This is a genomic window from Pseudomonas sp. R3.Fl, from assembly GCF_023516765.1.
GTDB classification, from domain to species: domain Bacteria; phylum Pseudomonadota; class Gammaproteobacteria; order Pseudomonadales; family Pseudomonadaceae; genus Pseudomonas; species Pseudomonas citronellolis.
This window is the reverse complement of sequence record NZ_JAMGSO010000001.1, coordinates 469,792-494,205: the sequence shown is the minus strand read 5'-3', so window position 1 is coordinate 494,205 and position 24,414 is coordinate 469,792. Positions and strand designations below refer to the sequence as shown.

Below are 24,414 nucleotides of genomic sequence, written 5' to 3'. Positions count from 1 at the left end.
GTGGTGCCCGTGGCACGGAGGGTCATGCTTGCAGGCCGTCGGCCAGCAGGCGGCTCATGTCGTCGCGCGGCACCGGGCGGCAGTAGAGGTAGCCCTGCATCACCGGGCAGCCCAGCGCCGCCAGCGCGCTTTCCTGGTTCGGGCATTCCACCCCTTCGGCCACCAGCTCCAGGCCCAGGGCCTGGGCGAGCTTGATGATGGCCTCGATGATCGCCGCGTCGCTGCGGTCCTGGAGCATGTCGCGGACGAAGCTCTGGTCGATCTTCAACACGTCCACCGGGAAGCGCTTGAGGTAGGCCAGGCTGGAGTAGCCGGTGCCGAAGTCGTCGATGGCGATGCGCACCCCCAGTTCGCGCAGCGCCGCCAGGGTCTGGCGCGAGGCGTAGCGGTCGCTGGCCAGCACGCCCTCGGTGATCTCCAGTTCCAGGTTGCCCGGCTGCATGCCGGTCTGGGCGAGGATCTCGGCCACCTGGTCGACGAAGCTCTCGCTGCGGAACTGCACCGCCGAGATGTTCACGCTGACCGTCAGCGCGTGCCCGGCATCGTTCCAGGCGCGGGCGTCCTGGCAGGCGCGCAGGAGGATCTGCTGGCCGATGGGCACGATCAGCCCGGTTTCCTCGGCCAGCGGGATGAACTCCGCCGGCGGCACCAGGCGGCCCTCGCCGTCGCGCCAGCGGATCAGCGCCTCGACGCCGACGATGGCGCGCGTGGCGGCGTGCACCTTGGCCTGGTAGAACACCTCGAACACACCCAGCTCCAGGGCCAGGCGCATGTGCCGTTCGAGCAGGTGGCGGGCGCGCATGCGCGCCTCGATGTCCGCCGAGAAGAAGCTGTAGCCGTTGCGCCCGGCGGCCTTGGCCTGGTACATGGCGGCGTCGGCGTGGCGGTAGAGGTCCTCGGCGCCGTCGCTGTCGTCGGGGTAGAGGCTGATGCCGATGCTGGCGGTGAGGTGGTAGCTGGTGCCGCGGATGACGTAGGGCTCGCCCAGGGCCGCCTGCACCCGCGCGGCGAAGTCGCCGATGGCCTCCAGGCTGTGCACCTCCGGCAGCAGCACGGCGAACTCGTCGCCGCCCGGCCGGCACACGGTGTCCATGGCCCGGCACTGCCGGCTGAGGCGCAGGGCGGTCTCCTGCAGGATGGCGTCGCCCAGGGAGTGGCCCTCGGCGTCGTTGACCGCCTTGAAGTTGTCCAGGTCCAGCAGCAACAGGCCGACGCGCTGCTGGTTGCGCCGCGCGCCCTCGATGGCCTGGGCCATGCGGTCGCCGAGCAGGGCGCGGTTGGGCAGGTTGGTCAGCGGGTCCTGGTTGGCGAGGATCTTCGCCATGTGCCGCAGGCGCGCGTGGGTGCGGATGCGCGCGCGGGCCACCGGCAGGTTCATCGGCTTGGTGATGAAGTCCACGCCGCCCATCTGCAGGGCGCGCAGCTCGTGGGCCACCTGGTCGTAGGCGGTGACGAAGATCACCGCGGCGTCGTTGAGCTTGGCGTCGGCCATCAGCGCCTGGCACACCGCGAAGCCATCCATGCCGGGCATCTCGATGTCCAGCAGGACCACGTCCGGGCGGATGCGCCGGGCCAGTTCCAGGGCCTGGCGGCCGTCCGAGGCGAAGTGCGTCACGCCCAGCCCCCTGGCCGCCTCGCCCAGCAGCTGTATGTCGCTGACCTGGTCGTCGACGATCAGGATGACCGAGTCGAAATTGCGCGGATCTTCCGGCATTCCCTTGCTCCAGCGGAAAACTTCTGTAGGAGAATTCTGGCATGAGGCTAGCCTAGATCATGAGGGTCTACCCCTGCATGATGTCAAACTGACATGTTTTTGTCGGGAATGCCGTGCGGCCGGCGGGCGATGAGCTGTGGCTGCCAGCCGATGGGCAGCCATGACGTCAGAACGCCATTATGGATAGACTCGGGGCAATGTCCGACTTTCCTGGCGGCATCCCTGGATGCCTGAGCGAGCAGTGTGCAGATGCAGTCCGTGAGTACTGGGTGCGCGATGGAGAGTGTGGGCGAGCGACATCATGCCGGGCTGTTGCGCCTGGCGCTGGGGCACCTGGCCCTGGACGCGGCAGCGCTGACCTGCGATGACGGCGGCGCCTGGCGGCTGTGCGCCTGCCTGGGGCTGAGCGCCGACGAAAGAACCTGGCTCGAGCGCCTGGGCGGGCCCTTCGAGGCCTGCGTGGCGGCGCTGGCCGCGCGCTGGGTGTTCCAGCGCATCTGCCCGGTGCGCTCGGCCGACGGCCAATTGCTGGGGCAGCTCTGGCTGCTGGGCGAACGCCCGCGCGAACTGGACGCCCGCCAGGGCGAGGTCCTCGCCGAGTACGCCGGCATGGCCGCCGCGCTGCTGGAGCTGGAGCGCGGCGCCGAGCGCACCCGCATCACCGAGCGGCGCCTGGCGCTGGCGGTGGAGGGCAGCGGCACGGGCATCTGGGACCGCCACGTGCCCAGCGGCGTCATCCATTACTCCTCCGGCTGGAAGGCCCTGTTGGGCTACACCGAGGACGAGATCGGCGAGCGCATCGAGGAAAGCTACGCCCGCGTGCACCCGGACGACCTGGCCTACGTCAGGGCGACCATGGAGGCGCACTTCGCCGGGCAGACCCTGGCCTACGAGGTGGAGCACCGCATCCGCCGCAAGGACGGCAGCTACATGTGGGTGTGCAGCCGCGGCAAGGTGGTCGAGCGCGACGAGCAGGGGCGGGCGTTGCGCATGCTCGGCACCACCACCGACATCACCGCCCAGCGCGTGCTGGCCGAGAAGCTGCGGCAGAACCTCGAACTGCTCACCGACCTGACCAACGAGATTCCCGGCATGGTCTTCCAGTACCGCCGCCTGCCCGACGGCTCGGCGCGCTTCCCCTACGTCAGCGCCGGCAGCCGGGAAATCTACGGCATGGCCCCGGAGGAACTGGCCGACGGCCCCACCGAGCGCATCCGCGCGATCATCCACGACGAGGACATGCCGCGCTACCTGGCCGCGCTGGAGGCCTCGGCGCGGACCCTGGTGCCCTGGGAGCTGGAGTACCGCGTGCAACTGCCGGAGCAGGGCGTGCGCTGGCGCCAGGGCCACGCCCACCCGCGCCGCCAGGCCGATGGCAGCGTGCTCTGGCACGGTTTCATCACCGACATCACCGAGCGCAAGCGCATCGAGGCCGAGCTGCAGGTGCTGGCCACCACCGACTTCCTCACCCAGTTGCCCAACCGGCGCTGCTTCATGCACCAGCTGCAGGCCGAGCTGGGCCGCGTGCAGCGCGGCGGCGAGCGCAGCGCCGCGGTGCTGATGTGCGACCTGGACCACTTCAAGGCGATCAACGACCGCTGGGGCCACGCGGTGGGCGACCTGGCGCTGCGCCACTTCGCCGACGTCCTCGCCGGCCTGGTGCGGCGCAGCGACTGCGTCGGGCGCATGGGCGGCGAGGAGTTCGCCGTGCTGCTCAGCGACGCCAGCCGCGACAACGCCGTGGCCTTCGCCCAGCGCCTGCAGGAGCACCTGGCGCAGACCCCGCTGGTGCACGCCGGCGAGCGCATCCCGCTGACGCTGAGCATCGGCGTCGCCGACATGCTCGCCGGCGACGCCACGGCCGAGGCGGTGCTGTCGCGCAGCGACCTGGCGCTGTACCGCGCCAAGCAGGCCGGGCGCAACCGCATCGAGTACCTCTGAACGGGCCGGATGGCCTGCCTTGGGCTATGGTGCAGGGAGCACCGCCCAAGGGAGGCCACCGTGAACCCGCAAGTCGAAGTGCAGGTCGCCGGCCCGGACGAGGAGCCGCTGCTGGCGGCCATGCTGCCGGGCTACCTGCGCGAGCTCGGCGTCGAGTCGGACCTGTACCCGTACCTGGCGCTGTACTGGCTGGAGCCCGGGCGCCGGCCCTACCTGATCCGCGTCGGCGGCCAGGTGGCCGGCTTCGCCCTGGTGCGCGCCCTGGAGCGGCCGGGGCTGCACGAGCTGGCCGAGTTCTACGTCGGCCAGGCGTTCCGCCGCCAGGGCGTGGGCCGCGCCGCGGCCTGGGCGTTGTTCGAAGGGCAGCCCGGCGACTGGCAGCTCAACGTGCTGACCGGCAATTGCAACGCCCTGGCGTTCTGGCTGCGGGTGGTGCCGCGCGGCACCGTGCCGCTGCCGGTGGACGATCCCGAGGCCTGGCCGCACCTGCGCTTTCGCTTTCACGTCGGCTGACCCTTGCCAGGCGCCGCCGCGCCGGGCAGATTGGCGCCCGCATTCATTCCCCCAAGCCCTGGAGCACCCCCATGCCGCACTTCACCGCCATCGTCACCGTCAGCGCCGAGCACCGGGGGCGCGAAACCGAGGCCGTGGACAATCCGGCCATTGCCGTCGAGCTGCGTACCCTGGAGCCGGGTGTGATGGAGCTGCTGTTCCAGGGGCAGCTGGATGCGCCGGACGAGCCGAGTCACGTTTGCGTGAGTCTGGACAACGGCCTCAACTACTACGGGCCGATCACTGGCGGCAGTGCGGACGAGAAGGGTGGGCGGATCAGTTTCGAATGCGACATGGTCGAGCCGGAATTGCTGGTCTGATCGCCCGGCCCCTGTAGGAGCGAGCTTGCTCGCGAACGGAGTTTCCTGGCGGAGTAGGTGCTGGGTTCAAGAGCGCCCTCTCCCCAACCCTCTCCCTGAAGGGAGAGGGGGCTGTCCTGAGCGGCTTGTCGGTCAGGCGCCATCCTCACACCTTCGTCATTCCCGCGAACGCGGGAACCCAGTGGCTTGGGGGCTTGGTGTAGCGCGCCGCACCGAGTCTGCGGAGGTTTTTTGTTTCGCCCCCTCGGGCGAGTCCCTTTTGTCAAACGGTGGAAGGCCACCCCCGCAAAAAGGAACCAAAAAGGCTTGCCCCAACATACGGGCCCGATAAAGCCGGGCTACCCTCGCGAACTCCCCCGCCACGGAGGCCCGCCCCGAGGGTACGTCCCTGTAGCCCGCGGGGCTCTCGCGACATCCATGTCGCATGACCTACTGAGCGCCGGTTTCGCTCGGCCTTCTGAAGGGGCGTTTCGGTGCGCTCGGAGGTTTCTCTGGAAGTCCGAATCGCGGACAGAGTCCGCTCCTACAGTTACAGGGAAGCACGGGCGTAGGAGCGGACTCCGTCCGCGATTGGACTCAACGCCCCCGCTGGACATCCCGGTGGCACGAATGGCCCCCTCTCCCGCTTGCGGGAGAGGGCTGGGGAGAGGGCGCTCTTAACCCCAGGTGCATAGGGCTCCGGTGCCTCCGACGAACGGCCGAAAAACCGTCGCGCGCACCGAATAACGCCCCACCCTTGGGTGTTCACTCCTGGCCACCCCCGCCGTTGCCAGGAGATTCCGCCATGACCCCGCGCCCCGCCTTCCGCCTCCCGTCGCTGCTGTTGCTGGCCTGCCTGGGCGCCGTGCTTTCCGGCGGCCCGCTGCGGGCCGACGGGGGCGGCGGCAACGATGACGACCGCTCCCAGGCCGCGCCCGACTGCCCGGCCGGACAGGTCCGCGAGCGCGCCGAGCAGCGCTGCGTCGAGCAGACCAGCGCCAGCCTGGGCGACGCCGACCGCACCGCCTACGCCTACCGCCTGGCCAAGGCCGGGCGCTACCAGGAGGCCCTGGCGCTGCTGGACAGCCTGCGCCAGCCGAACACCGCCGAGGCGCTCAACTACCGCGGCTATGCCACGCGCAAGCTGGGTCGCGTGGATGAAGGCATCGGCTACTATCTGCAATCAGTACGCCTCGATCCGCAGTACGCCAAGGTGCGCGAGTACCTGGGCGAAGCCTACGTGACCCAGGGGCGCCTGGACCTGGCCCGCGAGCAGTTGCGCAGCATCCAGGGGCTCTGCGGCACGGGCTGCGAGGAATACCGTGACCTGGCGCAGGCGATAGCCGCGTCCGCGACCCTATGAACGAGCGCAGCCAGACGCTGTGGCCGCCGGCATGGGAGCACTCGCGGACGCCGGCCGTGGTGCCCGAGCGTCATCCACCCGGCCCGCCGTCGCGGCGGCCGCGCAGCCCAGCGGAGGCGGCCATCGCACAACCTGCGGATATTCGCGCCGAGATCGGCCAGTACCTGGCGCGCCTGTGGCGCTACGCCCTGGTTCTGGCGCACCAGCCCCACGTCGCCGACGACCTGGTGCAGGCCACCTGCGTGAGGGCGCTGGAACGCGCCGCCCAGTTCAGCGCCGGTAGCCGCCTGGACCGCTGGCTGTTCTCCATCCTGCGCTCCATCTGGCTCAACGAGGTGCGCGCGCAGCGGGTGCGCAGCGGCCACGGGGTGGTGGACGCGGAAAGCGAACTGGTCTTCGACGGCGAGCGCCAGGCCCAGGCCGAGGTGCTCGCCAGCCAGGTGCTGCGGCGCGTGGCGGCGCTGCCGGAGGCGCAGCGCGAGACGCTGTTCCTGGCCTATGTCGAGGGGCTCAGCTACCGCGAGGTGGCGGACATCCTCGGGGTGCCGCTGGGCACGGTGATGAGCCGCCTGGCGGCGGCCCGCTTGAAACTGGCCGAAGCCGCGGCGCCGGACGACGCGGAAGCGGCCAGGGGAGGACGGCGATGAACGAACATGGCACAGGCCCGCGGGTTTCCGACGAGACCCTGGTCGCCTTCATCGACGGCGAACTGGACGCCGCGCAGGCCCGCGAAGTGGAGGCGCGGATCGCCGCCGACGCCGAGTTGGCCCAGCGTTTCGACACCCTCTGCTGCGGCGGCCAGGGCCTGGGCGAGGCCTTCGACGCGCTGCTCGACCAAGCCCCGCTGCAGCGCCTGGGCGCCGGCCTGGCCAGCCTGCCCCTGGCGCAACCGCGGGCCCCGCGCCGGCGTGCCCTGGCGCTGGCCGCGGCGGCCTGCCTGGTGCTGGGCATGGCCCTGGACCGCCTGCTGCTCGGCGGCCTGCCGCTGCACCACGAAGAGGACTTCAACTGGCGCCAGCGGGTGGCCGACTACATGTCGCTGTACACCGTGCAGACCCTCGACCACCTGCCGGGCGATGTGGCCATCCACCAGGCCCAGCTGGCCACGGTGGGCGAGCGCCTGGGCTTGGCCCTGCCGGCACCGGACCTGGCCCTGGAAGGCGCCCAGCTGCGCCGCGCGCAGATCCTCGAATACGACGGCATCCCCATCGCCCAGCTCACCTACCTGGACGAGCGCTACGGCCCCATGGCGCTGTGCATCACCCGCAGCGACGGCCGCGCCGCCGCGCCGCAGCAGGAGCGCCGCGAGGGCATGAACCTGGTGTACTGGCAGGACGCCGGCCACGCCTACCTGCTGATCGGCCACAACCCGCCGCAGGACCTGCAGTCCATGGCCGCCGGCCTGCGCCAGCGCCTGGGAGGCGGGGGTGGGGTGTGAAGGCCTGGCTGGCGGGGTTGCTGCTGGCCACCGCCGCGTCGTTGCAGGCGGCGCCCCAGGAACACTGGCGCCTGGCCCGTGACGAGGATGGCATCCGCGTCTACCTGACCGCGGTGCCCGGCTCGCGCTACCAGAGCTACCGCGGCGTGGCCGACATGCGCGCCGACGTGGCCACCCTGGCCGACCTGCAGGAGAACCTGCGGGTGGCCTGCAAGTGGCTGTACGCCTGCGCCGAACTGCGCCTGCTGAAGGCCAGCGGCGACGACGTGTGGCTGTACATGAGCACCCAGCTGCCCTGGCCGGTGCAGCCGCGTGACATGGTGCTGCTGGTGACTACCCGGCGCACTGCCGATGGTGGCCTGCTGCGGGATATCCGCGCGTTGCCGGACTACCTGCCGGTGGTGCCGGGGCAGATTCGCGTGCGTGAGTTGAGCGGTATCTGGAGCCTGGCGCCGTTGGGGGATGGGCGTACAAGGGTGACTTACCAGATGCGTGCGGAGCCTGGCGGGAGTGTGCCGTCCTGGTTGGCGGATAGTTTTGTTGTCGATGCGCCGTTGGATACCCTGAGGACCCTGCGGGCGGTGGCGGAACGGCAGGCGCCGCGGCGGCCGTAGTTTTTAGCTTTGGCTTTTCGTAGGAGCGAGCTTGCTCGCGAATGGGGAGCTGTTCGTGCCACCGGAGCATCCGGCGTGGCCAGTGAGTCCAATCGCGGACGGAGTCCGCTCCTACGCCCGTGCTTCCCGCAACTGTCTACCGGCTGCGCCGAGGTGCTTTTCGTAGGATGGGTTGAGCTTGCGATACCCATGCTGCCGGGGTGATGGGTATCGCTCCGCTCAACGCCATCCTACGAAAAGCCGTGCTTCCTGGAACCGTAGGAGCGGACTCTATCCGCCCTACGATGAAACATCCGATCAGGATGACCCCGAACTCCCCATTCACTCCGAACGGCTCCCTCTCCCTCCGGGAGAGGGCTGGGGTGAGGGGGCTCTGCACGAACGCAAAAAAAGACCGGCCCTAGGGCCGGTCGAGGGTGACACCGGAGTAGGAGAGATCAACCGCGCTTGAGCACCAACGTCAGGATGTCGTAGCTGGCCACCAGCTCGCCATTCTGGTTGGTGACTTCCACGTCCCAGGCCACCACGCCTTGCGGCTCGCCCTTGGGGCTCTTCTTGCCCTGGTCGATCTTGCGCTTGCAGGTCAGGCGGGCCTGGATGGTGTCGCCGATGCCCACCGGGTTGATGAAACGCAGGGTGTCCAGGCCGTAGTTGGCCAGCACCGGGCCGACGCCGGGGGAGACGAACAGGCCGGCGGCCGCCGAGAGCACGAAGTAGCCGTGGGCGATGCGCTTGCCGAACTGCGAGTCTTTCGCCGCCAGCTCGTCGAAGTGCATGTAGAAGTGGTCGCCGGACAGGCAGCCGAAGTTCACCAGGTCGGCCTCGGTGACGGTGCGCCGGTGGGTCAGCAGCGACTCGCCGATCTTCAGCTCGTCGAAGTAGCGGCGGAACGGGTGCACGTCGGTCTCGTAGACCTTGGCGCCGCGCACGTATTCGCCGGTGACCGCCATCAGCATGGTCGGCGAGCCCTGTACCGCGGTGCGCTGCAGGTAGTGCTTGACCGCGCGCACGCCGCCCAGCTCTTCGCCGCCGCCGGCGCGGCCCGGGCCGCCGTGCTTGAGCACCGGCAGCGGCGAGCCGTGGCCGGTGGATTCGGCCGCCGACTCGCGGTCGAGGATGTGCAGGCGGCCGTGCAGGGCGCCCATCACCGGCACCACCTTGGCCGCGACCTGCGGATCACGGGTGATCAGGCTGGCCACCAGGCTGCCCTTGCCGCGGGCGGCCAGGGCGATGGCTTCGTCGAGGTCGTCGTAGGCCATCAGGGTGCTGACCGGACCGAAGGCCTCGATGTCGTGGGCGCCACCTTCGGCGTGCGGGTCGCGGCTGCGCAGCAGGGTCGGGGCGAAGAACGCGCCTTCGTCGACACCTTCGCCGCGCGGGGCGAAGCCGTCCTTCGCGCCGAAGACCAACTCGCTGGATTTCAGCAGCGCTTCCACGCGCTCGGCCACGTCGGCCTGCTGGGCGTGGGAGGCGAGGGCGCCCATCTTCACGCCTTCCACCGACGGGTCGCCGACCACGACTTTGGCCAGGCGTTCGCGCAGGCGTTCGGCCACGGCGTCGATGTGCTTGGCGGGGACGATGGCGCGGCGGATGGCGGTGCATTTCTGCCCGGCCTTGACGGTCATCTCGCGGGCCACTTCCTTGACGAAGAGGTCGAATTCCTCGTCGTCCGGGGTGACGTCCGGGGCCAGGATGGCGCAGTTCAGCGAGTCGGCCTCGGCGTTGAAGGGCACCGAGTTGCGGATCAGGTTGGGGTTCACCCGCAGCTTGGCGGCGGTGTCGGCGGAGCCGGTGAAGGTGACGATGTCCTGGCCCAGCAGGCGGTCGAGCAGGTCGCCGGTGCCGCCGATGATCAGTTGCAGGCTGCCGGCCGGCAGCAGGCCGGATTCGTGCATCAGGCGCACGGCGGCTTCGGTCACGTAGCTGGTGGCGGTGGCCGGCTTGACGATGCACGGCATGCCCGCGAGGAAGCTGGGCGCGAACTTTTCCAGCATGCCCCAGATCGGGAAGTTGAAGGCGTTGATGTGCACGGCGATGCCGCCGCGCGGCACCAGGATGTGGCTGCCGGCGAACTTGCCGGTCTTGCCCAGGGGGATCGCCGGGCCTTCGTGGACCACGTTGCCCGAAGGCAGCTCGCGGCCGCCGACGCCGGCGTAGGCGAACAGGGTGCCGGCGCCGCCCTCGATGTCGATCCAGCTGTCGGCGCGGGTGGCGCCGGTGTGGCGGGAAATCTCGTAGAGCTGTTCCTTGCGCTCGGTCAGGTACAGGGCCAGGGCCTTCAGGCGCTGGGCGCGCTGCTGGAAGTCCATGGCCATGAGTGCGGTCAGGCCGCTCTGACGGGCGTGGGCCACGGCTTCGGCGAAGTCCGGGGCCTCTTCGTGGGTGCGTGCCACGAGCTGGCCGTTCAGTGCGCTACGCAGCGCCTGGGCGCCATGCTGGCCGATCCAGCGGCCGCCGATGAAACTCTGCAGGGTGGGCTCTTGGGCCATCACTCTATCCTCTAAAAGGTACGCAAGGGTTCCGGCCGCGGCCGGTGACCGCCGTAGCCGGGTGGGCTGCGGCGGCGCGTTGGAACGGTGGCGGGGAAAGGCCGCCGGGTCAGGGACGCCAGGGGCCTTTTGGGCCCGGGGCGGTGAAACCTGGCTCTTTGTAGGAGCGGGCCCTGCCCGCGATTCGCGCGCAGGGCGCGCTCCTACATGGAGACCGCGTAGGATGGGTTGAGCGAAGCGATACCCATCATCGTGGCCTACGAAGAGCAGTCAGAGCTGGTCGAAGTCGAGGACCACCTTGTCGCTCAGCGGGAAGGCCTGGCAGCTCAGCACGTAACCGGCGGCCACTTCGTAGTCTTCCAGGGCGAAGTTGCTGTCCATCTCCACTTCGCCTTCGATCACCTTGCACTTGCAGGTCGAGCACACGCCGGCCTTGCAGGAGTAGGGCAGCTCGGCGCCCTGGGCGTTGCCGGCGTCGAGCACGCTGACGCTGTTGCGCGCCAGTTCGAAGGACAGTTCGCGGCCGTCGCTGATCACCGTGACCTGGCTCTTGCCGCTGTCGCTCGCGGCGGCGGCCTGGCGGGCTTCGCGCCTGCTTTCGCTGCCGGTGGCGGCGAACAGCTCGAAGTGGATGCGCTCGGTCGGCATGCCGTTGGCCTTGAGCTGGTCGCGCACGGTCTCGGTCATCGCCTGCGGGCCGCAGATGAAGGCGGCGTCGAGGTTCTTCACGTCCAGCCAGCGGCTGAACAGCTGGCCGCACTTGTCGGCGTCGATGCGGCCGTTGTACAGGTCCACGTCCTGCTGCTCGCGGCTGAACACGAAGATCAGGTTGAGGCGCTGCAGGTAGCGGTTCTTCAGGTCTTCCAGCTGTTCGCGGAACATCGCGGCGTTGCTGGAGCGGTTGCCGTAGAGCACGGTGACGCGGCTGTGCGGCTCGCTTTCCAGGGTGGTCTTGACGATCGACAGGATAGGCGTGATGCCGCTGCCGGCGGCCACCGCCAGGTAGTTGCCGTGGCGCGTGGCGTCCAGCTGCACGTTGAAGTGGCCGGCCGGCGGCATCACTTCCAGGCTGGCGCCGGCCTTCAGCGCCTCGTTGGCGTAGGCCGAGAAGCGCCCGCCGGGCACGCGCTTGATCGCCACGCGCAGCTCGCCGTCGTTGACGCCGCTGCAGATGGAGTAGGAGCGGCGCACTTCCTCGCCGTCCAGCTGGGCGCGCACCACCAGGTGCTGGCCCTGCTCGAAGCGGAAGCTGTCCTGCAGGTCCTGGGGGATGTCGAAGGCGATGGACACGGCGTCGCGGGTCTCCGGGCGCACTTCGCGGATCTTCAGGCTGTGGAATTTGCTCATTGTTCTTCTCCGGCGGCGGCGCCGCTCAGATGCACTTGAAATAGTCGAAGGGTTCGCGGCAATCGACGCAGCGGTACAGCGCCTTGCAGGCCGTGGAGCCGAACTGGCTGAGCTGCTCGGTGTGCAGGCTGCCGCACTGCGGGCAGCGCACTTCCGGGGTCTCGCCGAGCAGGCTGCGCTTGCTGGTGCTGCCGGCCGGCGGGGCGATGCCGTATTCGCGCAGCGCCTGGCGGCCGGCGTCGCTGATCCAGTCGGTGGTCCAGGCCGGGTCCAGGCGCCGCTCCAGTTGCGGCGCGGCGAAGCCGGCGTGTTCCAGGGCGTGCTGGATGTCCTGCTCGATGACCTCGGTGGCCGGGCAGCCGGAGTAGGTGGGGGTGACCACTACGTGCAGGTGCCCGCCGTGCCAGTCCAGGCCGCGGACGATGCCCAGGTCGACCACGCTGACCACTGGCACTTCCGGGTCCATCACCTGGCCCAGCACGTTCCAGGCATGGCTGAGGTCGTCGGCGGAGCCTGCGCGCGCGCCGCGGTCGCTGGCGATCAGTTCACCAGGTCGCATCGGGGTAGGCCCGCTGGAGGAACTGCATCTCGGCCAGGAGGATGCCCAGGTGCTCGGTGTGCAGGCCGCGGCGGCCGCTGAGGTAGAAGTTCACCGCGGGCTCGGGCAGCGGCAGGGTGGCGCTGGCGAAGATGTCGGCGACCTTGGCGCGCCAGGCGGCGGCCAGCTCTTCCGGGTTGGGCGCCACGCCTTCGGCGAACAGGCGCTGCTCGATGTCATCGGCGTTGCACAGTTCGACGGTGAAGCGCCATACCTGCGGAATCGCCGCCAGCATGCGCGCATGGCTTTCCTCGGTGCCGTCGCCCAGGCGCTCGACCCACTCGCCGGAGCGGCGCAGGTGGTAGGTGACTTCCTTTAGGCCCTTGGCGGCGATGGCGGCGATGCGCGCGTCGCTGGAGTCGCTTAGTTGGCGCAGCGCGTGGAAGTGCCAGGCGTCGTAGAGGAACTGCTTGGCCATGGTCACGGCGAAGTCGCCGTTGGGCTGCTCGACCAGCAGCAGGTTGCGGAAGGCGCGCTCGTCGCGGCGGAACGCCAGGTGGTCGGCGTCGCGGCCGTCGTCCAGCAGTTCGGCTGCATACTCGTACCAGTTGCGTGCCTGGCCGACCAGGTCGAGGCCGACGTTCATCAGCGCCAGCTCTTCTTCCAGCGCCGGGGCGCGGCCGCACCATTCGCACAGGCGCTGGCCCTGGATCAGGGCGCTGTCGGCGAGGCGCAGCAGGTATTCGATCTTGTCGTTGTTCGGGTTCATGCAGGCGATCTCACATGTGGCCGACTTCGGGCGGCAGCTCGTAGAAGCTGGCGTGGCGGTAGACCTTGTCCTGCGCCGGGTCGAACAGCGGGTCCTTCTCGTCGGGCGAGGAGGCGGTGATCAGCGCCGAGGGCACTACCCAGAGGCTCACGCCTTCGTTGCGGCGGGTGTAGAGCTCGCGGGCGTTCTCGATGGCCATCGCGGCATCGGCGGCATGCACGCTGCCGACGTGCTTGTGGTTGAGGCCGTGCTTGCTGCGCACGAAGACTTCAAAAAGGGTCCATTCGCTCATGGTGTTCTCCTCGCGGCTCAGGCGGCGTCGCGTTTGCGTTGTTGTTTTTTACGGGCATGGGCGACCGCGGCTTCGCGGACCCAGGCGCCGCTCTCGATGGCGTTGCGGCGGGTGGCGACGCGCTCGGCGTTGCACGGGCCGTTGCCCTTGAGCACTTCGTAGAACTCTTCCCACTGGATTTCGCCGAAGTCGTAGTGGCCGCGCTCCTCGTTCCACTTCAGGTGCGGGTCGGGGGCGGTGCAGCCGAGCAGTTCCAGCTGCGGCACGGTCTGGTCGACGAAGCGCTGGCGCAGTTCGTCGTTGCTCTGCCGCTTGATCTTCCAGGCCATGGACTGGGCGCTGTTGGGCGAGTGTTCGTCGCTGGGGCCGAACATCATCAGCGCCGGCCACCAGAGGCGGTCGATGGCGTCCTGGACCATGTCCTTCTGCGCCTGGGTGCCGTGGCGCATCATGGTCAGGAGGATTTCGTAGCCCTGGCGCTGGTGGAAGCTCTCTTCCTTGCAGATGCGGATCATCGCGCGCGAATAGGGGCCGTAGGAGGTGCGCTGCAGCACCACCTGGTTGACGATGGCGGCGCCGTCCACCAGCCAGCCCACCGCGCCCATGTCGGCCCAGTTCAGCGTCGGGTAGTTGAAGATGCTGGAGTACTTGGCGCGGCCGGAATGCAGCTTGGCGACTTCCTCGTCACGGTCGGCGCCGAGGGTTTCCATGGCGCTGTACAGGTACAGGCCGTGGCCGGCTTCGTCCTGGATCTTCGCCATCAGCTGCAGCTTGCGCTTGAGCGTCGGCGCGCGGGTCACCCAGTTGCCCTCCGGCAGCATGCCGACGATTTCCGAGTGGGCGTGCTGGGAAATCTGCCGGATCAGGGTCTGGCGGTAGGCGTCGGGCATCCAGTTCTTCGCCTCGATCTTGATCTCGGCGTCGATCTTCTCCTGGAAGGCACGCTCCTCGGGGGACATGTCCTCGAGCGACTTGACGCGCTTTACGCCAGTCTCGACCAGTTGTGCATACATGCTGTGTCTCCAGCCTTTGTTCTGTTGTGGGGAGGCCTTGGCCATGGCGCTATTTTTAAATGATACAGAAAGCAATGTCTAACACTAAATAGTGTGTCGTATGTGTTTTTTGTATCGCTTTGGGGGTAGGCGCGGGTGGGGCGTTGGGCGCCAGTGGAAGACTTGTGGTGCCTGGTTGCGGGAGTTTGCGGCTATCTGGCGGTGAACGTGATGATAAAGGAGGGGGTGGATCAGGCGGATGGTCGCGGCTCCGGCGCGATACCGGAGTGACGAATGGAGGGGTTAAAGCGATACGTAAAATTATAGTGTGGCTGGTGTGCGTGTTTCTGATGTGGCGCCCGCCGGGGCGGGCGCCGGTATCGGTTCAGGCGTCGACGATCACCTGGAAGCCGCCGAAGATCATGCGCTGGCCGTCGAAGGGCATGGACTGGAAGTTGTCCTTCAGGCGTGGGTCCTCCATGACCTTCTTCATTCCGGCGTCGCGTACCTCGCGGGACGGCCAGGTGATCCAGGAGAACACCACGGCCTCGTCCTCCTTGCGTTTCACGGCCATGGGGAAGGAGGTCACCTTGCCTTCGGGGACGTCGTCGCCCCAGCACTCGACCACGCTGAGCGCGCCGTGCTCCTTGAAGACCACCGCCGCCTTGCTGGCCAGCTCGGTGTAGGCCTCGCGGTTGGCGGTGGGGACGGGGACGATGAAGCCGTCGATGTAGTTCATGGTGGGGCTCCCTTTGCTGTTTTGGGGGGGGGAGTGGGTCTCCCGTGGGGTCGATTGCTAGTCGTTCAGGGTGGGGGAGGATCGACAGGGGTGAGGCGGAAGGTGATGGGCGGTCGGGGAATGGGCTGGATGTTTTTGGTGTGGGGGTGAGTTGGGTTCCCTCTCCCCAGCCCTCTCCCTGAAGGGAGAGGGGGCTTGTCCGTGCCGAGAAAGGTGATGGTTTCCGCCGGCAGCCACTGCGCTAGCCGGCTAACGCCATAACACCAAACCCTGCCCAACGGTCCCCTCTCCCTTCAGGGAGAGGGTTAGGGAGAGGGAGCGGAGGTCCGCTTGACGATGAAGCCAAGCCTTACCTCTCAATGCCGACTGGCCACAGCCGCCCCAATCCCCGTCATCGACCGGATGAACTGCCCCAGGTACCGCCCACGCTCCGCCTCCGCCCTCGCCGAGCGGTCGCTCACCGAGAACCCCCAGGCCGCCAGGAAGGCCGCGCTCATGGAGAACAGCGCCGGGTTGCTGTAGGGGAACACCGCCTCGGCGTTGCCCAGCACCGCCACCCACACCGGCGGGCCGAGCACCAGCAGGGCGATGGCGGTCAGCAGCCCGGCCAGGCTGCCGGCCACCGCGCCGCGGGTGGTCAGGCCGCGCCAGAACATCGAGAGGAACAGCACCGGGAAGTTCACCGAGGCGGCGATGGCCAGCACCAGGCCGGAGAGGAAGGCGATGTTCTGCGACTCGAAGAGCACGCCGAGGATCACCGCCAGCACGCCGATGCCCAGGGTGGCCAGGCGCGATACGCGCATTTCCTCGGCTTCGCTGGCCTGGCCCTTGCGCAGCACGCAGGCGTAGAGGTCGTGGGATACCGCCGAGGCGGCCGACAGCGCCAGGCCCGCCACCACCGCGAGGATGGTGGCGAAGGTCACCGCGCAGATGAAGCCGAGGAACAGGTTGCCGCCCACCGCCTGGGCCAGGTGCACGGCGACCATGTTGCCGCCGCCGATCAGCGCGCCCTCGGCGGTGCGGAAGGCCGGGTCGTTGCCGACCATGACGATGGCGCCGAAGCCCACGGCGATCAGCAGCAGGTAGAAGTAGCCGATGAAGCCGGTGGCGTAGAACACGCTCTTGCGCGCCTCGCGGGCGTCGCTGACGGTGAAGAAGCGCATCAGGATGTGCGGCAGGCCGGCGGTGCCGAACATCATGCCCAGGGCCAGGGAGATGGCGTCTACCGGGTTCGCCAGCAGGCCGCCGGGGGCCATGATCGCCACGCCCTTGGCGTGCACTTCGGTGGCCGCGGCGAACATCGCCTCGCTGCTGAAGCCGAAGTGGCGCAGCACCATGAAGGCCATGAAGCTGGTGCCCGAGAGCAGCAGCACGGCCTTGATGATCTGCACCCAGGTGGTGGCCAGCATGCCGCCGAAGGTCACGTAGCAGACCATCAGCGCGCCCACCACCAGCACCGCCTGCAGGTAGCTCAGGCCGAACAGCAGCTCGATCAGCTTGCCGGCGCCGACCATCTGCGCCACCAGGTACAGCAGCGCCACGATCAGCGTGCCGAGGGCCGCGGTGATGCGGATCGGCGCCTGCTCCAGGCGGTAGGAGACCACGTCGGCGAAGGTGTACTTGCCCAGGTTGCGCAGGCGCTCGGCGATCAGGAACAGGATGATCGGCCAGCCGGCGAGCACGCCCAGAGCGTAGAGCAAGCCGTCGTAGCCGCTGGCGAACATCATCGCCGAGATGCCCAGGAAGGACGCCGCGGAGATCATGTCGCCGGCGATCGCCAGGCCGTTCTGCATGCCGGTGAGGCCGCCGCCGGCGGTGTAGAAGTCCGCCGCCGAGCGGGTGCGCAGGGCGGCCCAGCGGGTGATGGCCAGGGTGGACAGGACGAAGGCCAGGAACAGGCCGATGGCGTGCCAGTTCAGCGGGCGTTCGGCGCCGGCGGCCAGGGCCGGCTCGGACAGCGCCAGGCCGGCGAGCAGGAACAGGGCCTTCATGCCTGGGCCTCCTGCTTGAGCCGGTCGTTCAGCGGGTCCAGCACCTTGTTGGTCTGGTGCACGTAGAGGCCGGTGAGCAGTACCGAGAGCAGGATCAGGCCGACACCGGCGAGCATGCCGACGCTGGTCACCCCGCCGGCGAGCGGGCGGCCCAGCAGGCCGGGGGCGAAGGCCACCAGCAGGACGAAGCCGTAGTAGGCCAGCAGCAGGGTGGCGGTGAGGGACCAGGTGAGGCGTTGCTTGCGGCGGACGAGAAGGAGGAAGTCCGGGTGTTCCCGGAGGCGTTCCAGGGGCAGGGTCATGGCGCGCTCTCTGTTGTTGTGAGGTTGTCGAGGCGGTTTGTTTGATACGTAAATGTATTTTTAGTTTGTAATTGAGTATCGGAATTGATTGTCACCCAGGAGGCACAGGCCGGGGAGGGGGATGCAGGCGAAAGTCGTGTCGGGATGTTGCCGGGAGAGGGCTTTTCGTAGGAGCGAGCTTGCTCGCGAACCGCCCAGCGCAAGAGCGTTCGCGAGCAAGCTCGCTCCTACAGGGTGTGGGGTCGCGTGCCAACGAGAAACTCCCCGTCGCAACCCATCCTACGAAAAGCAACTCGGCGCAATCGCCTGCGGGGAAAATGAAAAACCCCGCCGAGGCGGGGTTTTCGTGGCGCGGGGCGATCAGCCCTGGTTGCGCTTGTCGAACACGTGGCAGGCCTTGCCTTCGGAGCGCTTGAGGCTGTGGAACGGCTGGATCAGGATGCGCGCGCTGATGCCGATGTGCGTCTTGACCTGCTTGCTCAGCTCGTTGGCCACCTGTTTCTGCTGCTCGGCGTCCAGGTGCTGCAGTTCGTGCTTGAGCTCGACGTGCACGTCCATGCTGTCCATGTTGCCGTTGCGATACAGGTGGATTTCGTAGACTTCGGCCAGCTGTTTCACTTTCAGTACCTGCTCCTCGATCTGCGTGGGGAACACGTTCACCCCGCGGATGATCAGCATGTCGTCGCTGCGCCCGGTGATCTTGTCGATGCGCCGCATCGGCCGCGCGGTGCCCGGCAGCAGGCGGGTGAGGTCGCGGGTGCGGTAGCGGATCATCGGCAGCGCTTCCTTGGACAGCGAGGTGAACACCAGCTCGCCGTATTCGCCGTCGGGCAGCACCGCGCCGGTGGCCGGGTCGATGATCTCCGGGTAGAAGTGGTCTTCCCAGACGGTCGGGCCGTCCTTGGTCTCGGCGCATTCCATGGCCACGCCCGGGCCCATGATCTCGGACAGCCCGTAGATGTCCAGGGCGGTGATGCCCAGGCGCTCTTCCACGGCGCGGCGCAGTTCGGCGGTCCACGGCTCGGCGCCGAAGATGCCCAGGCGCAGCCTGAGGCTGTGCGGGTCGATGCCCTGGCGCTCGATCTCGTCGGCCAGGTTGAGCATGTAGGAGGGGGTAACCATGATGATGTCCGGCTGGAAGTCGCGGATCAGCTGGACCTGCTTCTCGGTCTGGCCGCCGGACATCGGGATCACCGTGCAACCCAGGCGCTCGGCGCCGTAGTGGGCGCCCAGGCCGCCGGTGAACAGGCCGTAGCCGTAGGACACGTGGACCTTGTCGCCCTTGCGCCCGCCGGCGGCGCGGATCGAGCGCGCCACCACGTTGGCCCAGGTGTCGATGTCGTTCTGCGTGTAGCCGACCACCGTGGGCTTGCCGGTGGTACCGCTGGAGGCGTGCAGGCGCACGATCTCGCTCTGCGGCACGGCGAACATGCCGTAGGGGTAGTTGTCGCGCAGGTCGTTCTTGCCGGTGAAGGGGAACTTCGCCAGGTCGTCGAGGGATTTCAGGTCGTCCGGGTGCACGCCGGCTTCGGCGAAGCGCTTGCGGTACAGCGGGACGTTGTCGTAGGCGTGCTTGAGGCTCCAGCGCAGACGGTCCAGCTGGTGCTGGCGCAGTTCATCGACGCTGGCGGTCTCCAGCGGGTCGAGCAGGGCACGTTCGGCATCATGGTACATATTCATGGGTTCACTCGATTTGTTCTTGTACGCCAGCCCGCGTGCGGGCTGCGAGTGTCATGGGGGGAGGATACGCCCCCCGCGGAATCCGGTCTTTGCGCTTCTGGCCAGGGTCTTTGGCGTCCCTGCCAGAGTTATTGCGGCAGGCGCTCGATGACCATGGCGATGCCCTGGCCGACGCCGATGCACATGGTGCACAGGGCGTAGCGGCCGCCGCGCTCTTCCAGCTCGTGCAGCGCGGTGGTGACCAGGCGCGCGCCGCTCATGCCCAGCGGGTGGCCCAGGGCGATGGCGCCGCCGTTGGGGTTGACCCGTTCGTCGTCGTCGGCCAGGCCCAGCTCGCGCAGCACGGCCAGGCCCTGGGCGGCGAAGGCTTCGTTGAGTTCGATCACGTCCATGTCGTTGAGGCTCAGGCCGGTCAGCTCCAGCACCTTGCGCGTCGCCGGCACCGGGCCGATGCCCATGATCCGCGGCTCGACGCCGGCCACCGCCATGCCGACCACCCGGCCGCGGGCCTTCAGGCCGTGGCGCTGGGCCGCTTGCGGGCTGGCCAGCAGCAGCGCGCAGGCGCCGTCGTTGACCCCCGAGGCGTTGCCGGCGGTGACGCTGCCTCCCTCGCGGAACGGCGTGCCGAGCCTGGCCAGCTGTTCCAGGGTGGTGTCGCCGCGCGGGTGCTCGTCATGCTCGACCACCTTGGCCGGGCCCTTGCGCTGGGGGATTTCCACCGGGACGATTTCCTTCGCCAGGCGGCCGCGGGCCTGGGCGGCGGCGGCCTTGTGCTGGCTGCGCAGGGCGAAGGCGTCCTGGTCGGCGCGGGAGATGCCGAACTGTTCGGCGACGTTCTCCGCGGTTTCCGGCATGGAGTCGATGCCGAACTGCGCCTTCATCAGCTTGTTGACGAAGCGCCAGCCGATGGTGGTGTCGAAGATCTCCGCCGTGCGGCCGAAGGCCTGCTCGGACTTGCCCATGACGAAGGGCGCGCGGGACATGGATTCGACGCCGCCGGCGAGCATCAGCCCGGCCTCGCCGCAGCGCAGGGCGCGGGCGGCGTTGCCGATGGCGTCCAGGCCCGAGCCGCACAGGCGGTTGATGGTGGTGCCGGGCACTTCCTGGGGCAGGCCGGCCAGCAGCGAGGCCATGTGCGCGACGTTGCGGTTGTCCTCGCCGGCCTGGTTGGCGCAGCCGAGGATGACGTCGTCGATGGCGTTCCAGTCCAGCTGCGGGTGGCGCTGCACCAGGGCCTTGAGCGGGATGGCGGCGAGGTCGTCGGCGCGCACGCTGCTGAGGGCGCCGGCGTAGCGGCCGATGGGCGTGCGCACGGCGTCGATGATCAGGGCGTCGCTGAGGGTGGCGTTGGTCATTCGGGGGTCTCCTGCGTCAGCACGGTGCCGCGCACTTTGTAGGATTTGCCGTGGAACAGGGCGATCAGCTGTCCGTGCTGGTTTTCGATGCGCACGTCGTAGTTGCCGGTGCGGCCGCTGCGGCTCTGCTCGCTGGCCGTGGCGGTCAGTTCGTCGCCCAGGCGCGCCGGGGCCACGTAGTCGATGCTGCAGCCGATGGCCACGGTGGCTTCGTCATAGCTGTTGCAGGCGAAGGCGAAGGCCGAGTCGGCCAGGGCGAAGAGGAAGCCGCCGTGGCAGGTGCCGTGGCCCTGGATCATGTCCTCGCGCACCGGCATGCTCACCTGCGCGCTGCCGGGGCCGGCGTCGAGCAGGGCGATGCCCAGGCGCTGGGTGGCCAGGTCGCGGCTGAACATGGCGTCGGCGCAGGCGCGGGCCAGTTGTTCGGGGGTGCGCTCAGTCATGCAGGCGGCTCCCTTCGGCGTGCTTGCGGCGCAGCAGCAGGGACGGGCGGTAGCGCTCCTCGCCGTAGCTGCGTTGCAGGTTGTCCAGGGTGTTCAGCACGTAGCCGACGCCGATGGCCTCGGCCCAGGCCAGCGGGCCGCGCGGGTAGTTGACGCCGGCGCGCATGGCCAGGTCGATGTCGGTGGCCGAGCCCACGCCCTGCAGCACAGCGTCTGCCGCTTCGTTGGAGAGCATGGCCACGGTGCGCAGTACGGCAAGGCCGGGCAGGTCGGCCAGCGCGGTGACCTTCAGGCCGGCGCGGCGCAGCAGGGCCACGGCCTGGTCGCGGGCTTCGGCGCTGGTGTCGGCGGACCAGCCGATGGCGATGCGCGAGGCCTTGGCGTAGTCCAGCGTCAGGTCGAACAGCACCAGGTTGCGCAGGCCGTCGTCCTTGGCGCGCTGGCTGGCCAGGCGGCCGTCGGAGAGTGCCAGTACCGCGTCGCCGACGCGCAGCAGGCCGCCGCCGGCGCGCTCGATCACTTGCACGCCGGCGTCCTTCAGGCGCTGCACCATCGGCTGGGCGACGCCCAGGTCGCCTTCGACCACGCAACCGGCCACTTCGGCTGCGCTGGTCAGCTCGGCCGCCTGCGGGCGCTCGGCGCCTTCGGCATAGTCGTAGAAGCCGCGGCCGCTCTTGCGGCCCAGGCGGCCGGCGTCCACCAGCTCCTTCTGGATCAGCGAGGGCTGGAAGCGGAAGTCGCCGTAGTAGGCGGCGAACACCGAGCAGGTCACCGCGTAGTTGACGTCGTGGCCGATCAGGTCAGTCAGCTCGAAGGCGCCCATGCGGAAGCCGCCGGCGTCGCGCAGCAGGGCGTCGAGGCTGGCGCAGTCGGCGGCGCCTTCCTGCAGCAGGCGCAGGCTTTCGGCGTAGAAGGGGCGGGCCACGCGGTTGACGATGAAGCCGGGGGTGGAGCGGGTGTACACCGGCTGCTTGCCCCAGTGCTTTGCGGTGGCGTGCAGGGCCTTGGCCAGCTCCGGGCAGGTCGCAAGGCCCGAGACGATCTCCACCAGGGCCATCAGCGGCGCCGGGTTGAAGAAGTGCATGCCGATCACCCGCTGGGGGTGCTGCAGGCCGGCGGCGAGGCTGGTGATGGACAGCGAGGAGGTGTTGCTGGCGAGGATGCAGTCGGCCGCGCACAGCGCTTCCAGCTGGTTCAGCAGGCCGCGCTTGACCTCCAGGTTCTCGACGATGGCCTCGATCACCAGGCGCGCATCGGCCAGGGCCTCGATGGCTTCCACCGGTTGCAGGCGCGCGACTATGGCGCTGCGCTGCTCGGCGTCGAGCTTGCCTTTCTCGACCAGGCGGCCGAGCTGGCGGTCGATGCCGTCGATGGCCTGGGCGGCGGCGCCCGGGCGGTTGTCGTAGAGCTTCACCGGGTGGCCGGCCTGGGCCGCCACCTGGGCGATGCCGGCGCCCATGGCGCCTGCGCCGATCACCGCGACCTGGGCATTGATATCCAGTGCTTGCATGTCAGCGGCCCTTGAAGCTGGGGGTGCGTTTTTCCATGAAGGCGCCGACGCCTTCGCGGTAGTCCTCGCTGCGCCCGGCCAGGCGCTGCAGGTCGCGCTCCAGCTCCAGCTGCTCGTCGAAGCTGTTGTTCAGGCTGGCGTTGAGGCTGCGCTTGATCAGCGCCAGGCCGTAGGTCGGCTGGGTGGCCAGGTGGCGGGCCAGCTTGAGGGCTTCCTCGCGCAGGTTGGCGTCGTCCACCACCTGGTAGATCAGGCCCCATTGCTCGGCCTGCTCGGCGGACAGGCGGTTGCCCAGCAGGGCCAGGGCCTTGGCGCGGGCCAGACCGACCAGCCGCGGCAGCGTCCAGGTGCCGCCGGAATCGGGGATCAGGCCGATCTTGCAGAAGGCCTGGATGAAGCTGGCCGAGCGCGCCGCCAGCACCAGGTCGCAGGCCAGCGGGATGTTCGCCCCGGCGCCGGCGGCCACGCCGTTGACCGCGCAGATGACCGGCAGCGGCAGGTCGCGCAGGGCGCGGATCAGCGGGTTGTAGAACTTCTCGATGGACTCGCCCAGGTCGGGCATCTCGGCGCCCGGGGCGACGTTGCGGTCGGACAGGTCCTGGCCTGCGCAGAAGCCGCGGCCTTCGCCGGTCAGCAGCAGCACGCGGGCCTCTTCGCTCTGGCGCACCTGCTTGAGCGCTTCGCGCACCTCGCCGTGCATCCTGGCGTTGAAGCTGTTCAGCTGCTCCGGGCGGTTCAGGCTGAGGAGGGCGACGCCGTCCTCGATGGAAAACAGGATGTGCTCGAAGGTCATGGGCGGGCTCGCTCCATCAATCGGTATAGAAGGAAGAAAGGGGCTTCAGCGGCCGAGGAAGCGCGCCGGGCGCTTTTCCTGGAAGGCGCGGATGCCTTCCTCGCGGTCGGCGGTGCCGGCCAGCAGGGTGAAGGCGTGGCGCTCGAAGCGCAGGCCGCTGGCCAGGTCGGTGTCCTGGGCCTTGAGCAGCGCTTCCTTGGCCATGCGCACGGCCAGCGGCGCCTTGCGCGCGATGACGCGGGCGACCTGCAGGGCGCGCTCGACGGTGAACTCGGGTTGGGTGACTTCGCTGACCAGGCCGGCGCGCAGGGCGTGGCGGGCGTCTATGGCCTCGCCGGTGAGGACCATCTGCATGGCCAGGGATTTGCCCACCGCGCGCAGCAGGCGCTGGGTGCCGCCGGCGCCGGGGATGATGCAGAGGTTGATTTCCGGCTGGCCGAAGCGGGCGTCCTCGCCGGCGATGAGGATGTCGGCGTGCATCGCCAGTTCGCAGCCGCCGCCCAGGGCGAAGCCGTTGACCGCGGCGATCAGCGGCTTGGCGAAGGCGGTGATGCGCTGCCAGTGGGCCACGCGCGGGTCGTTGAGGATGCCGACCAGGTCGCGCTCGGCCATCTCCTTGATGTCGGCGCCGGCGGCGAAGGCCTTGCGGCTGCCGGTGATGACCACCACGCGGGTCTCGGCGTCGCGCTCGGCGGCGTCCAGTTCCGCGGCCAGTTCGCCCAGCAGTTCGGTGTTCAGGGCGTTGAGCGCCTCGGGGCGCTGCAGGGTGATCAGGCGGACGCCGTCCTCGGGCGCCTGTACGGCGAGGGTACGAGGCATGTAAAGCTCCTCAGGCTGCACGCACGGCCTGAGGCCGGCTCATTGGAATTGTTCTGCGGGCCCGTCGCGCCTCTGTGGGTGCGGACGGGCCCTGGCTGGCATCCAGTATATGCCTTAAGTGATACAAAACAACAATATCAAAATTGATTTATGTGTCTCGTATGTCGAGCGAACTGCCAGGTTCGGGCTTCCGCAAGGGGCTGCGAAGCCCGTTGGACAAGGGCTGAGAGCTATAGGGTTTGCGGGTTGGCAGGCGCGTCGGTGGTCGCTCGGGAAAGCGATACAGCATCGGGTGCATTGACGATCGGATTTGTTGTGATACAAGATTTTCCAAACAACGAATCACGACGGGTCGCTTTCCCGTCCCGCCTTGCCGGCGCCCCTGGCGCCGCCGTGCCCAAGGAGCCACCCCGATGCCGTCCGTCGCCTGCGCG

The 24,414-nt window shown here is 68.9% G+C and carries 23 protein-coding genes; 7 read left to right on the top strand and 16 right to left on the bottom strand.

The genetic code is table 11. The annotated features are described in order from the left end of the window. Positions 1-22 precede the first annotated feature (22 nt). Entirely contained in the window at positions 23-1,714 is a 1,692-nt protein-coding gene (locus M8R19_RS01935; protein WP_249916857.1) for a putative bifunctional diguanylate cyclase/phosphodiesterase, read from the bottom strand. 249 nt (positions 1,715-1,963) lie between these two features. Here M8R19_RS01935 and M8R19_RS01930 point away from each other — a divergent pair, with 249 nt between their 5' ends. From M8R19_RS01930 to M8R19_RS01900, 7 genes are all read left to right on the top strand, one after another. Then, on the top strand, positions 1,964-3,655 hold the full coding sequence (locus M8R19_RS01930) for a sensor domain-containing diguanylate cyclase (protein WP_502942779.1): 1,692 nt from the start codon (positions 1,964-1,966) through the stop codon (positions 3,653-3,655). A gap of 60 nt (positions 3,656-3,715) precedes the next feature. After that, a complete protein-coding gene (locus M8R19_RS01925; RefSeq protein WP_249916856.1) occupies positions 3,716-4,168 on the top strand; it encodes a GNAT family N-acetyltransferase in 453 nt (150 codons plus the stop codon). Positions 4,169-4,239: 71 nt separating this feature from the next. Continuing rightward, positions 4,240-4,527, top strand: coding sequence for a hypothetical protein (locus M8R19_RS01920; RefSeq protein WP_249916855.1), 288 nt, complete (start codon positions 4,240-4,242; stop codon positions 4,525-4,527). A 784-nt stretch (positions 4,528-5,311) separates the two neighbouring features. Beyond that, a complete protein-coding gene (locus M8R19_RS01915; protein ID WP_116423309.1) occupies positions 5,312-5,869 on the top strand; it encodes a tetratricopeptide repeat protein in 558 nt (185 codons plus the stop codon). A gap of 152 nt (positions 5,870-6,021) precedes the next feature. Beyond that, positions 6,022-6,516: an RNA polymerase sigma factor gene (locus tag M8R19_RS01910; protein WP_249920121.1), complete on the top strand. Its 495-nt coding sequence runs from the start codon at positions 6,022-6,024 to the stop codon at positions 6,514-6,516. Beyond that, the gene (locus M8R19_RS01905) at positions 6,513-7,307 is read left to right on the top strand and encodes an anti-sigma factor family protein (protein WP_249916854.1); all 795 of its coding nucleotides are present in this window, start codon (positions 6,513-6,515) and stop codon (positions 7,305-7,307) included. The genes M8R19_RS01910 and M8R19_RS01905 overlap by 4 nt, the downstream gene beginning before the upstream one ends. After that, positions 7,304-7,921: an START domain-containing protein gene (locus M8R19_RS01900; RefSeq protein WP_436278297.1), complete on the top strand. Its 618-nt coding sequence runs from the start codon at positions 7,304-7,306 to the stop codon at positions 7,919-7,921. The genes M8R19_RS01905 and M8R19_RS01900 overlap by 4 nt, the downstream gene beginning before the upstream one ends. 437 nt (positions 7,922-8,358) lie before the next feature. Here M8R19_RS01900 and paaZ read toward each other — a convergent pair whose 3' ends face one another. From paaZ to paaF, 15 genes are all read right to left on the bottom strand, one after another. Beyond that, entirely contained in the window at positions 8,359-10,410 is a 2,052-nt protein-coding gene (paaZ, locus tag M8R19_RS01895) for a phenylacetic acid degradation bifunctional protein PaaZ (RefSeq protein WP_249916853.1), read from the bottom strand. A gap of 270 nt (positions 10,411-10,680) precedes the next feature. Then, on the bottom strand, positions 10,681-11,757 hold the full coding sequence (paaE, locus tag M8R19_RS01890) for a 1,2-phenylacetyl-CoA epoxidase subunit PaaE (protein WP_249916852.1): 1,077 nt from the start codon (positions 11,755-11,757) through the stop codon (positions 10,681-10,683). Between the two features lie 25 nt (positions 11,758-11,782). After that, the gene (gene paaD / locus M8R19_RS01885) at positions 11,783-12,316 is read right to left on the bottom strand and encodes a 1,2-phenylacetyl-CoA epoxidase subunit PaaD (RefSeq protein ID WP_074978557.1); all 534 of its coding nucleotides are present in this window, start codon (positions 12,314-12,316) and stop codon (positions 11,783-11,785) included. Next, the gene (gene paaC, locus M8R19_RS01880; protein WP_249916851.1) at positions 12,303-13,064 is read right to left on the bottom strand and encodes a 1,2-phenylacetyl-CoA epoxidase subunit PaaC; all 762 of its coding nucleotides are present in this window, start codon (positions 13,062-13,064) and stop codon (positions 12,303-12,305) included. The genes paaD and paaC overlap by 14 nt, the downstream gene beginning before the upstream one ends. Before the next feature lie 10 nt (positions 13,065-13,074). Then, positions 13,075-13,356: a 1,2-phenylacetyl-CoA epoxidase subunit PaaB gene (paaB, locus tag M8R19_RS01875; protein ID WP_024764426.1), complete on the bottom strand. Its 282-nt coding sequence runs from the start codon at positions 13,354-13,356 to the stop codon at positions 13,075-13,077. Positions 13,357-13,373: 17 nt separating this feature from the next. Beyond that, the gene (gene paaA / locus M8R19_RS01870) at positions 13,374-14,369 is read right to left on the bottom strand and encodes a 1,2-phenylacetyl-CoA epoxidase subunit PaaA (protein ID WP_249916850.1); all 996 of its coding nucleotides are present in this window, start codon (positions 14,367-14,369) and stop codon (positions 13,374-13,376) included. 364 nt (positions 14,370-14,733) lie between these two features. Then, positions 14,734-15,087: a DUF1428 domain-containing protein gene (locus tag M8R19_RS01865; protein ID WP_249916849.1), complete on the bottom strand. Its 354-nt coding sequence runs from the start codon at positions 15,085-15,087 to the stop codon at positions 14,734-14,736. Between the two features lie 356 nt (positions 15,088-15,443). Continuing rightward, a complete protein-coding gene (locus tag M8R19_RS01860; RefSeq protein WP_116423316.1) occupies positions 15,444-17,078 on the bottom strand; it encodes a cation acetate symporter in 1,635 nt (544 codons plus the stop codon). Then, positions 17,075-17,380, bottom strand: coding sequence for a DUF485 domain-containing protein (locus tag M8R19_RS01855; RefSeq protein WP_043271749.1), 306 nt, complete (start codon positions 17,378-17,380; stop codon positions 17,075-17,077). Before M8R19_RS01855 ends, M8R19_RS01860 begins: the two co-directional genes overlap by 4 nt. Before the next feature lie 360 nt (positions 17,381-17,740). Further along, a complete protein-coding gene (gene paaK, locus M8R19_RS01850) occupies positions 17,741-19,060 on the bottom strand; it encodes a phenylacetate--CoA ligase PaaK (protein WP_249916848.1) in 1,320 nt (439 codons plus the stop codon). Positions 19,061-19,188: 128 nt separating this feature from the next. Then, complete coding sequence (gene pcaF, locus M8R19_RS01845) at positions 19,189-20,415, bottom strand: 3-oxoadipyl-CoA thiolase (RefSeq protein ID WP_249916847.1); 1,227 nt, start codon at positions 20,413-20,415, stop codon at positions 19,189-19,191. Beyond that, positions 20,412-20,858: a hydroxyphenylacetyl-CoA thioesterase PaaI gene (paaI, locus tag M8R19_RS01840; protein ID WP_009622469.1), complete on the bottom strand. Its 447-nt coding sequence runs from the start codon at positions 20,856-20,858 to the stop codon at positions 20,412-20,414. Before paaI ends, pcaF begins: the two co-directional genes overlap by 4 nt. Beyond that, positions 20,851-22,368: a 3-hydroxyacyl-CoA dehydrogenase PaaH gene (paaH, locus tag M8R19_RS01835; RefSeq protein WP_249916846.1), complete on the bottom strand. Its 1,518-nt coding sequence runs from the start codon at positions 22,366-22,368 to the stop codon at positions 20,851-20,853. The genes paaI and paaH overlap by 8 nt, the downstream gene beginning before the upstream one ends. A 1-nt stretch (position 22,369) precedes the next feature. Further along, entirely contained in the window at positions 22,370-23,161 is a 792-nt protein-coding gene (paaG, locus tag M8R19_RS01830) for a 2-(1,2-epoxy-1,2-dihydrophenyl)acetyl-CoA isomerase PaaG (RefSeq protein WP_043314348.1), read from the bottom strand. Between the two features lie 45 nt (positions 23,162-23,206). Continuing rightward, positions 23,207-23,980: a 2,3-dehydroadipyl-CoA hydratase PaaF gene (gene paaF, locus M8R19_RS01825; protein ID WP_249916845.1), complete on the bottom strand. Its 774-nt coding sequence runs from the start codon at positions 23,978-23,980 to the stop codon at positions 23,207-23,209. Positions 23,981-24,414 lie beyond the last annotated feature (434 nt).

What these genes read in the sequence shown, in the direction of transcription:
- paaC (WP_249916851.1), bottom strand. Translation starts at nt 13,064, where the DNA reads ATGAACCCGAACAACGACAAGATCGAATACCTGCTGCGCCTCGCCGAC.
- pcaF (WP_249916847.1), bottom strand. Translation starts at nt 20,415, where the DNA reads ATGACCAACGCCACCCTCAGCGACGCCCTGATCATCGACGCCGTGCGC.
- paaD (WP_074978557.1), bottom strand. Translation starts at nt 12,316, where the DNA reads ATGCGACCTGGTGAACTGATCGCCAGCGACCGCGGCGCGCGCGCAGGC.
- M8R19_RS01905 (WP_249916854.1), top strand. Translation starts at nt 6,513, where the DNA reads ATGAACGAACATGGCACAGGCCCGCGGGTTTCCGACGAGACCCTGGTC.
- M8R19_RS01855 (WP_043271749.1), bottom strand. Translation starts at nt 17,380, where the DNA reads ATGACCCTGCCCCTGGAACGCCTCCGGGAACACCCGGACTTCCTCCTT.
- paaE (WP_249916852.1), bottom strand. Translation starts at nt 11,757, where the DNA reads ATGAGCAAATTCCACAGCCTGAAGATCCGCGAAGTGCGCCCGGAGACC.
- paaF (WP_249916845.1), bottom strand. Translation starts at nt 23,980, where the DNA reads ATGCCTCGTACCCTCGCCGTACAGGCGCCCGAGGACGGCGTCCGCCTG.
- paaZ (WP_249916853.1), bottom strand. Translation starts at nt 10,410, where the DNA reads ATGGCCCAAGAGCCCACCCTGCAGAGTTTCATCGGCGGCCGCTGGATC.
- paaA (WP_249916850.1), bottom strand. Translation starts at nt 14,369, where the DNA reads ATGTATGCACAACTGGTCGAGACTGGCGTAAAGCGCGTCAAGTCGCTC.
- M8R19_RS01860 (WP_116423316.1), bottom strand. Translation starts at nt 17,078, where the DNA reads ATGAAGGCCCTGTTCCTGCTCGCCGGCCTGGCGCTGTCCGAGCCGGCC.
- paaB (WP_024764426.1), bottom strand. Translation starts at nt 13,356, where the DNA reads ATGAGCGAATGGACCCTTTTTGAAGTCTTCGTGCGCAGCAAGCACGGC.
- paaK (WP_249916848.1), bottom strand. Translation starts at nt 19,060, where the DNA reads ATGAATATGTACCATGATGCCGAACGTGCCCTGCTCGACCCGCTGGAG.
- paaG (WP_043314348.1), bottom strand. Translation starts at nt 23,161, where the DNA reads ATGACCTTCGAGCACATCCTGTTTTCCATCGAGGACGGCGTCGCCCTC.
- paaI (WP_009622469.1), bottom strand. Translation starts at nt 20,858, where the DNA reads ATGACTGAGCGCACCCCCGAACAACTGGCCCGCGCCTGCGCCGACGCC.
- M8R19_RS01865 (WP_249916849.1), bottom strand. Translation starts at nt 15,087, where the DNA reads ATGAACTACATCGACGGCTTCATCGTCCCCGTCCCCACCGCCAACCGC.
- M8R19_RS01920 (WP_249916855.1), top strand. Translation starts at nt 4,240, where the DNA reads ATGCCGCACTTCACCGCCATCGTCACCGTCAGCGCCGAGCACCGGGGG.
- paaH (WP_249916846.1), bottom strand. Translation starts at nt 22,368, where the DNA reads ATGCAAGCACTGGATATCAATGCCCAGGTCGCGGTGATCGGCGCAGGC.
- M8R19_RS01930 (WP_502942779.1), top strand. Translation starts at nt 1,964, where the DNA reads ATGCAGTCCGTGAGTACTGGGTGCGCGATGGAGAGTGTGGGCGAGCGA.
- M8R19_RS01935 (WP_249916857.1), bottom strand. Translation starts at nt 1,714, where the DNA reads ATGCCGGAAGATCCGCGCAATTTCGACTCGGTCATCCTGATCGTCGAC.
- M8R19_RS01915 (WP_116423309.1), top strand. Translation starts at nt 5,312, where the DNA reads ATGACCCCGCGCCCCGCCTTCCGCCTCCCGTCGCTGCTGTTGCTGGCC.